The following is a 7,940-nucleotide window of genomic DNA, read 5'->3' on the forward strand; positions in this document are numbered from 1 at the left end:
ACAGCTGATCACCGGCACCGGGCTCGGCGGCGTGCTCGGCGAGTCCCGCGGCTACCTCGACTACCAGATGATGTGGACCATAGCGGCGGTGGTGGGGACGGCCTGCAGGACGAGGATGAGCAGGGCGAGGCTGGCGACGGAGACGACCATGGTGGCGAGGTGGCGCAGGACGGCGGCGGCCCAGTCCCGCAGCATGGTGCGGCCGATGCCGGGGATGGTGCCGGCGACGAGGCAGGGTTCGGCGCGGACCGCGTCCCAGGCGATGCGGACCTGGGCGGTCAGGAAGCTGGCTCCGATGCGGGTGATGAGTGCGGTCACGATGCTGGCGGCGATGAACAGGAAGAGGGCGCCGCCGAGCTTGTCGAGGCTTGCTTCCTTGGCGGCGGCGACGTCGCCTTCGATGCACTGGTCCTCGAAGTCCTCCATGGGCGTGTCGCCGAAGAGGCCGCTGACCACGTTCATGGCCATGTCGATGTGCCAGTCGCCGACGGCGGAGAGCGTGTCGTCGGGGGTGACGTAGTCGGCGAGGTGGGTGGTCTTCTTCATGCGCGCGGTCTGGGCGGCGAGCTGCCGGTCGAAGACCAGCTGGCGCAGGCGGTAGTCGGCGTAGAGCTGTTCGCATTCGCCGTCGAAGACGCGGCCGTACGTCAGCAGCATGGCGGGCTTGACGATGAAGGCGTCGGTGAGGGCGTCGGTCAGCGGGCGGGCGACGGTGAAGCTGGTCGCCTCGGTGGTGGTGTCCTTGCCGTCGGCCCAGGGGGCGGTGGGCGAGGCGTCGAGGATGACGTCGGCGATCTCCAGGGACAGGCCCCGGGCGGCGGCGACGGCGCCGGTCTCCTCCCCCAGCAGCAGCTGGGGCGGTGAGGCGAGGAGGGTGGTGGTGAGGGCGGCGAGGATCAGGGAGACGACGGCGTCGGCGATGCCGCGGGCCCGGTTGCCGAAGAAGATCCGCGCCGCGCACACGAACGCGCACACGGCAAGGAAGAGAGCGGGCAGGCCCATCTCCATGATGACGCGGGCGTGGAGGGACTCCGCGACGGCCAGGACCGGGCCGAGCAACAACTTGGCGAGGCCGAAGGAGAGCGCCCAGCCGATGAGCCAGCAACTGAACGCGATCATCCACTTGGTGACGGTGAAGAGGAACTCGGTGCCCAGATTGAGCAGGCCGAGGTCCCAGCGGGTGAACCCGCCGGTGTCGCCCTTCACGCGGTAGACGCTGATCGGCAGGTTGTTCACGTCGGTGACGTTGAAGACGCCCAGGACGCCGCCCTCGTCGGGCAGGGCCTTGCGGAGCTTCTCGGCCTCGGCCTCCATGGCGGCCTGCTGCTCGGCCTTGGAGCGGGTCTCCGCCTGCGCGTCGAGGATCTCCTGGATCTCCGCCAGCTCCTCCTCGGTGGGCGTCGAGGGCGTGGCGGGGGCCGGCGCGGTCGGGGTGGGGCTGGGCGAGGGCGGATCAGCGTGCGCGGGCAGCGACGTGAACAGGGTGATGAGGGTGGCGGCCAGGACGGCGGTCAGCAGGGCGGCGCGCAGCCGGGCCCACCCCAGGAGCCGGTAGGAGGCGGTGCGGGTCATGCCGTGTCCGAGGGGGTGGTGTGGATGACGTCCATCACCGTCGGGTCGTGCGGGATGACCACGCGCATCAGCCCGATGCGGCCGGACAGGTCCCGGTAGAGGGCCTCGCCGGCGCGGGCGCGACGCTCCTCTTCGGGGAGGTCGATCGGGGAGAGGCTGCTGACGAGGTCCAGGAGGTCGGGGTCGGTGTCGTCGGCGCCGAGGAAGGCCAGGCTGCGGGCGGCGAGCGAGCGGGTGGTCTGCCGGAAGACCAGGCGGTGCGGGATGAGTCCGCGGATGATGTGACCCTTTTCGGCGTCGGACGGGCCGATGTCGTCCGCGTCGTGGCTGCCGACGTAGGCGGCGGCGCGGTGCTTACGCCCGTCGCGCAGCAGCTCCAGGAGCAGCTCGGTGCCCTCCTCGGAGGAGGTCAGCCACCACGCCTCGTCCCAGACCGCGACGGCGAACTCGTCCTTGCTGGCCATGGTCGTCTCGCGGGCGACGGCGGCGATCAGGTACATCAGGGCGCGGCCGAAGACCTTCTCGAACTCCAGGCGCTCGATGCGGTGCTCGGAGGCGAGTTCGGACTTCTTGGGAAGGGCGAGGCTGGCGACGCAGAAGACGACGGCGTCCGCTCCGCGGGTGTCGGCGACGGGGAGGGTGTCGTCGAAGACGGCGGCGGCCAGGTCCTTGCCCGCGACGGCCTTGAGCTTGCGGGCGAGGGTGTGGGAGGCGGTGTCGGTGGCGCCTCGGCGGGCGAGTTCCTCGGTGAGGCGGCTCATCGAGGGGTTCGGCTGGGCCAGGACGGCGGCGACGGCCTCGGAGAGCGCGACGCCCTCGAGGTCCATGGGCCGTACGCCGAGCAGCAGGGTGAGGAAGGACTCGGTGTAGCGGGCGGCCTTCTTGGCGCCGTCCCCGCCGTAGAGGCGCAAAGGGTCGAGGCTGATGGCGGCGGTCTGGTCGATGCGCAGGACCTGGGTGCTGCCGGGGCAGGCTTCGGTGAAGCGCACCCATTCCTCGTCCTTGGTGCGGTCGACGATGACGGCGCGGCCGCGGGAGCGCGGGTTGCTGCGGGAGCGGCCGCGGGCGAGGACGTTGTAGACGGCCGTTTTGAGGCCGACGGACTTGCCGGCGCCGAGCTCGCCGATGAACGCCATGGAGCCGGAGGCGTTCTCGCGGGGGCCGCGGTCGGCGTCGAGGAGGACGGGGCGGGCGCCGCCGGAGGCGAGCTGGAGGCCGAAGAAGGCGCCGCGGTCGTCGCCGAGCTGGCTGCCGCACCAGGGCATGGCGAGGGCGAAGTCGCGGGCCAGGAGGTGCTGGGCGTATCCGATGGCGGCACGGGGGGTGCGGTAGCCGGGGAGCATCGCTTCCCACAGCTCCCGCTGGGCGCCCATGGGGCGGGCGAAGGTGTAGTCGGTGGCGCCGAAGTCGGAGGCGAGCTGCTTGGCGCGGCCCTGTGCTTCCTCGGGGGTGTCTCCCCAGACGGCGAGGGTGACCATGGCCTGGATGGCGACTTCCTGGGCGTTCTGGGCGAGGCTCGAGGCGTAGTCGACGACGTCGTCCTCGTGGTCGCCGGAGGTGGCCACCGGGCTGGTGGGGTCGGTGGTCTCCTCGTCTGCCTGGGCGCGCAGGCGCCTTGCGCGGCGGCGGATCTTCCCGCTGGCGAGGTGACCGGGGACGATCTTGAGGCGGGCGGACCAGTCGACGGGGTAGGCGAGGTCGTCGAGCTGCTGGAGGTAGGCGGCGCCGGGCAGGGCGAAGCGGGCGGGCATCTCGGACAGGGCGAGCAGGGACTGGTAGGAGTCGCCCCATTCGCTGCTGACCTGGAGGTAGCGGCGGAGGGTGGGGTCGGCGGCCCGGGCCCGGCTGTCGTGGATGCCGCCTTCGGCCAGGAGGAGGTCGCCGTGGGCGGCGGCGGTGCGGCCGAGGGTGCGGACCTGCTGCTCGTCGGTGGGCAGGAACGGCTCCTCAAGGCCCCTGCGCGCGGAGTGGCCGTAGATCCACAGGATTTCGGCCTCGGTCGCGGGCCGCATGTTGATGCCGGTGGGCCAGGAGGCGTGCAGGGCGTCGGCCTGCTCGCGGCGCTGGACGACTTCGTCGGCGGGGATCGGCGCGGGGACCAGGCCGAGGGTCTGGGAGAGACCGGCCGTGGCGGCGGACAGTGTGCTGCGGATCTGGTCCGCCCGGGACAGCGGCGGCAGAGGCAGGGCGAGCCAGTCGGTGCGGCCGTTCAGTTCCATGTCGTCGAGCTCGTCGAGGACGGCGTGGCCGAGGGCCTCGTAGCGGGGGCTGCGGTCCAGGTCGACGTCGGCGACCATCGCGCGTACCACGGTCGTCGGGTCGACCTGGGGGCAGAGGCTGAGCAGCATCGGCTCGCCGCGCAGGGCCCGGAAGAGGCCAGCCAGGGCGCGCAGGCGGCGCTTGCGGGCGGCGGTGGGGGCGTAGGAGAAGTTGCCCGCGTCGACACGCCAGATGGCCCAGGTGGTGCCATGGGTGGTCCACAGGAGGTGACCGCTGATGTAGCGGACGGGCAGGCTCACGGCTTCTCCAGAGAGCGTCGGGCCAGCAGCGCCTGCACCCCGGAGGCGACGGGCTGGGAGGCTGCTGGAACAGGGGCGGGGGCGGGGAGGGGCGTTCGGGGTATGGCGGGGCCTGGTGGTGTGCCGGGGGCCGGGGCGAGCTGGGTGCGGGCCCGCAGTCGGCGTGGGCGGGGCGGGCGCCAGGCCTTGTCGTGAAGCCGGCCGTGGGCGGGGCCGGTCAGGAGCAGAGCGATGCTGAACAGCGCCGACAGCGGGTTGCGGCCGTCGATGTGGACGTGGCGCAGCGCCAGGGCGGCGCCGAAGGGCACACCCAGGACGACGAGAGCGTCGACGAGGCCGTGCCCGCCCCAGGTGTCCCGGGTGGCGATGAGGGCGGCCAGGAGGATGCCCAGGGTGAGGAGCTGGGTGGTGGAGTAGGGACCGCCCGGGATACGCAGGGGCGGGCGGCCGGGCCCGCCGGGCACGGAGCCGTGCACGGTCGGGGCGCGCATGCCCCGCGTGTAGGAGCGGCCGACGAAGTCCTCGTCGACCTCGTGCTCGGGCTCGCTGCTCATTGGTCGCCGATGACGGTGGAGCCGCCCTCGTAGTTGTTGATGTCCTCGCCGATCTTCCCGGCGTTGCCCTCCATGTCCAGGGCCAGCCCGACGACGACGGTGGCGAGGATCGCCGCGAGGATCGTGGGACCGGGGGCCTTGGACCTCCATCCGGCCCAGATGATGAAGACGAGGCCCAGCACGGGAACACCCACCACGAGCAGGAGCGTCTTGACGTCGGTGCCCATCAGGTTGAGCGACTCGATCCAGCCGGCGGACAGATTCACGGAGTCCATAGGGGGTTCCTCTTCGGTCAGGGGGACGACGGTGCGGGGGCGGGGCGGGCCTCGGGGGCGCCGTCGAGGGAGGCGATCTCCCAGCGGCCCGCGCGGGTCTTGAGGGTCAGGGCGTAGGTAAGGGCCAGCGTGGTGCCGTCGGCGGCCAGGGCGCGGACGCTGACCAGCAGCCGCTGGACGGTTCCGTCCGGCGGGACACGTGTCGCCTCGGCGGGGCCGTCGGCGGCGAGGCTGGTGAGGTCGACGGCGGTGTAAGGGGCCGGGGCGATGCGCGTGAGGCGGGTCCGGGGGGCCAGGTAGCGGTCGAGGTCCCCATCGCCGGCCAGGTACGCGGCGAGGAAGGAGCGGATCGTCCTCACCCGGGGGTCGCGGTCGTGCGGGGGCTGGGGAGTTCCGTAGACGGTGTGGGGGCCCTCGACCGTGCCGGGGCCGGCGACTTCCGCGGGAAGGGACATCGCTACGTAGCCGGTGGAGCCGTCCGCCCGGGGCGCGGAGGCGACGGGCACCTGGAAGAAGCGCACGCTCTCCCCCTGCGGCGGCTGCCCGGCGCCGGTGTCGGGGTCCGGGGAGTCGCCTTCCTTGGCGTCGTCGTTCTCGACGGGCGGGGAAGGTGGCTGGAGGCGGGCGGCGACGGTGACCGACCAGATGTCGGGGCCGGTCTGGCGCAGCCGGGTCACCGCGAGCTGACTGGGTGTGAGGCGACCGCGCGAGCCCTCGAGCCGCAAGGTGGCGGCGCCGGGGTAGTAGGCGGCCAGCCGGCCCTCGTCCCCCTTCCCGGCGAGGAGGTACTCGGAGGCGTAGAGGGTCGCGAAGCCCGCCGCGCCCTGGGCGCCGGTGCCGGCCGGGGGCTGCTGATCGGTGCTCGGAGTGTCGGCGGGGCGGCTGAGGAAGGTGCCGAGGGAGAGCAGGATGCTGCCGCAGATCGCCGCCCAGGCGACCCAGCGGACGAGCGTGGTCGTGTTGGCCTGCGCGCCGGTGCTCCACCCGCCCAGCTCGTAGGCGTCGTCCCGCGCATCGGTCACCGCCTCGTCCCCAGCCTCGGGGGCGGGCTCGGGGACGGGCTGCTTGCTGAGGATCTTCATCGCTCGCCTCGCAGGGTGTGGCCGACGAGCTTGGCGATCCTGGCCTTCTGCTCGGACTCGGTGCGGGCTTCGAGAGCCACGAGCGCGGCGAGGGCGCGCTGAAGACCGGCGCTGTCGAGGACCTCGCGGATCCGCGTGTGCGTGTCGCGGTCCAGAGGGGACAGCACGAGCTCGGCGCCGAGGCCGATCAGTATGCGGTGGAAGTGGGTGGCGTGGGCCTCATCGGGCTCAGGGGCGGCGGCCATACCAATCTCCTTTCAGGGGATCAGGCGGCGGTCCGCAGCGAGGCCTTCAGGCGGCCCACGGCCCGGGAGCGGCGGCGCTGCCAGGCCCCCGCGCTCACACCGGCGCGGCCCCCGGCCTCGGCGTCGGGAACCGGGGCGCCGGTGTAGTGCCAGGCGATGGCCTGGGCGTCGGCGGCCGTGAGGGCGCCGCTGTCCATGGCGTCGAGCAGGAGAGCCAGCAGGTCCAGCCGGGCCTCGCTCACGGCGACGGCATCGTGGTCCGGGGCGTCGAGATCGGCGGCCGCGGCAAGCGCGCGGACCTCGGCCGCCTCGGCCGCCGCGAGCGGGCCCGGGCCGGGAGCCGGCAGCATCTCGGCGGCCGCCAAGTCATCACCGAGAAGTTCACGGTCGGCGCTCAGCTCCGCGCAGAGGTGACGCAGAGTGTCCAGAGCGAGGTTGGCGGCGGGCCGTCCGGGGCGAGGGTGGATGGTGCCGGAGCGGGCGACCGACCACAGCGCGGCGACCGTCACGTGGCCGACGTCCTCGAACGACCGGCCACCGAACGGCCGGACCTGTCCGCGCGCCATCCGGACGGCGGCCGGGATCATCGCCTGCACCACGATGCGGGCGGCGAGGGTGGCCGACCGGTCACATCCGGCGGCACGCCGCAGCAGCGCGCGCAGCACCGCGTCGGCCAGGTCGTCGCCGAGCCGGCCGGCGCCCGGCCGCAGCGCGGCCAGCAGCTGGGCGGGGCCCAGGCGCCGCGCCCACGCATCGGCCACGCCTGCGTCGGCCACGGTGGCGACCGAGTCGGCCAGCTGGTCGGCCATCAGCCAGTCGGCCACGGCGGCCTGGACGTCAGAGTCGGCACACAGCCGGGCCCAGTCCGCGTCGAGCTGGCTGAAGACGCCGCCCGCGAGTCGAGGGATCGTCGGAGAGGTCATGGCACTCCTTCGAGGAGGGGTTGGTGCCATGAACTCTGCTCGGAGGGGCTTGCCCAAAGGCTTACCGAGACCACAGAAAGTGCAGGTGGAAGGCTTGCCGCGCAAACCGGCAAGCCTTCATGGCCGGTTCGGCAAGCCGGTTCGAGGGGTGGGCAAGCCGTACGCGGCCGGGCCGGGCAACCCCGGCAAGCCCTCTTGTACGACGGCGACGCCGACCGCCTGACGCCTCCCCTGGGTGGGCGGCACCGTGCCGGACGTGCTCTCGGCGGCCGGCGTACCGGCCACGGATCGGCCATGGCCGATGACCGGCGCAGGGCGCATCGGCCACCGGACAAGCTGGCCAGCTGAACCCACCTGGAGGATCGGCCATCGGCCATCGGCCACCGGTCGCGCTCGGCGGCGCCCCCGACATGGCCCCTGGCACGCGTGTGGCCGATGACCGGATCGGTCATCGGCCACACGGAGGTGGAGGGGAGCCGGTCAGCCGCGCACGGGCCGCAGGTGCGCTCGCGGCTGCTGCTGGCGTACCTCCTGGAGGTAGGCGGCTGCCTTGTCCAGGCGGCGCTGGCCGGTCCGCGCGGACAGCTCCAGCCGCCGGGCAACCTCCGCGCCGGACAGCTTCCCTCCGGCCTCCTCGGCCTCAACGAGCCAGCCCGCCACGGTCACGATCTGTTGCCGAGCGGGTGATCGCTCGCATCGGCGAGGAACACGACACCGTCGATGCCCTGGCGCTGTTCGCCAACCGGGTGAGCCCGAAGCGCAAGGAGACT

8 protein-coding genes are annotated in these 7,940 nt (G+C 73.1%); all 8 read right to left on the reverse strand.

The genetic code is table 11. The features are described 5' to 3' along the window. Positions 1–60: 60 nt before the first annotated feature. On the reverse strand, positions 61–1,572 hold the full coding sequence (locus ABZ863_RS34700; protein WP_358543946.1) for a hypothetical protein: 1,512 nt from the start codon (positions 1,570–1,572) through the stop codon (positions 61–63). Then, positions 1,569–4,091 (reverse strand): ATP-binding protein, encoded by a 2,523-nt coding sequence (locus ABZ863_RS34705; RefSeq protein ID WP_358543948.1) that lies wholly within the window; start codon positions 4,089–4,091, stop codon positions 1,569–1,571. The genes ABZ863_RS34700 and ABZ863_RS34705 overlap by 4 nt, the downstream gene beginning before the upstream one ends. Continuing rightward, a complete protein-coding gene (locus ABZ863_RS34710; protein ID WP_121842197.1) occupies positions 4,088–4,645 on the reverse strand; it encodes a hypothetical protein in 558 nt (185 codons plus the stop codon). The genes ABZ863_RS34705 and ABZ863_RS34710 overlap by 4 nt, the downstream gene beginning before the upstream one ends. Then, on the reverse strand, positions 4,642–4,920 hold the full coding sequence (locus ABZ863_RS34715; RefSeq protein ID WP_010636383.1) for a hypothetical protein: 279 nt from the start codon (positions 4,918–4,920) through the stop codon (positions 4,642–4,644). Before ABZ863_RS34715 ends, ABZ863_RS34710 begins: the two co-directional genes overlap by 4 nt. Positions 4,921–4,937: 17 nt before the next feature. Beyond that, positions 4,938–6,002: a conjugal transfer protein gene (locus tag ABZ863_RS34720; protein WP_358543949.1), complete on the reverse strand. Its 1,065-nt coding sequence runs from the start codon at positions 6,000–6,002 to the stop codon at positions 4,938–4,940. Next, the gene (locus tag ABZ863_RS34725) at positions 5,999–6,247 is read right to left on the reverse strand and encodes a hypothetical protein (protein ID WP_010636385.1); all 249 of its coding nucleotides are present in this window, start codon (positions 6,245–6,247) and stop codon (positions 5,999–6,001) included. Before ABZ863_RS34725 ends, ABZ863_RS34720 begins: the two co-directional genes overlap by 4 nt. A 20-nt stretch (positions 6,248–6,267) precedes the next feature. Beyond that, positions 6,268–7,170, reverse strand: coding sequence for a hypothetical protein (locus ABZ863_RS34730; RefSeq protein WP_358543952.1), 903 nt, complete (start codon positions 7,168–7,170; stop codon positions 6,268–6,270). A gap of 480 nt (positions 7,171–7,650) precedes the next feature. Further along, a complete protein-coding gene (locus ABZ863_RS34735) occupies positions 7,651–7,836 on the reverse strand; it encodes a hypothetical protein (RefSeq protein WP_214992352.1) in 186 nt (61 codons plus the stop codon). Between the last annotated feature and the right edge of the window lie 104 nt (positions 7,837–7,940).

The organism is Saccharomonospora sp. NPDC046836 (genome assembly GCF_040645195.1).
GTDB lineage: Bacteria > Actinomycetota > Actinomycetes > Mycobacteriales > Pseudonocardiaceae > Prauserella_A.

Excerpts from the sequence above, each read along its gene's own strand:
- ABZ863_RS34715 (WP_010636383.1), bottom strand. The coding sequence starts at position 4,920 with ATGGACTCCGTGAATCTGTCCGCCGGCTGGATCGAGTCGCTCAACCTG.
- ABZ863_RS34725 (WP_010636385.1), bottom strand. The coding sequence starts at position 6,247 with ATGGCCGCCGCCCCTGAGCCCGATGAGGCCCACGCCACCCACTTCCAC.
- ABZ863_RS34700 (WP_358543946.1), bottom strand. The coding sequence starts at position 1,572 with ATGACCCGCACCGCCTCCTACCGGCTCCTGGGGTGGGCCCGGCTGCGC.
- ABZ863_RS34730 (WP_358543952.1), bottom strand. The coding sequence starts at position 7,170 with ATGACCTCTCCGACGATCCCTCGACTCGCGGGCGGCGTCTTCAGCCAG.
- ABZ863_RS34710 (WP_121842197.1), bottom strand. The coding sequence starts at position 4,645 with ATGAGCAGCGAGCCCGAGCACGAGGTCGACGAGGACTTCGTCGGCCGC.
- ABZ863_RS34720 (WP_358543949.1), bottom strand. The coding sequence starts at position 6,002 with ATGAAGATCCTCAGCAAGCAGCCCGTCCCCGAGCCCGCCCCCGAGGCT.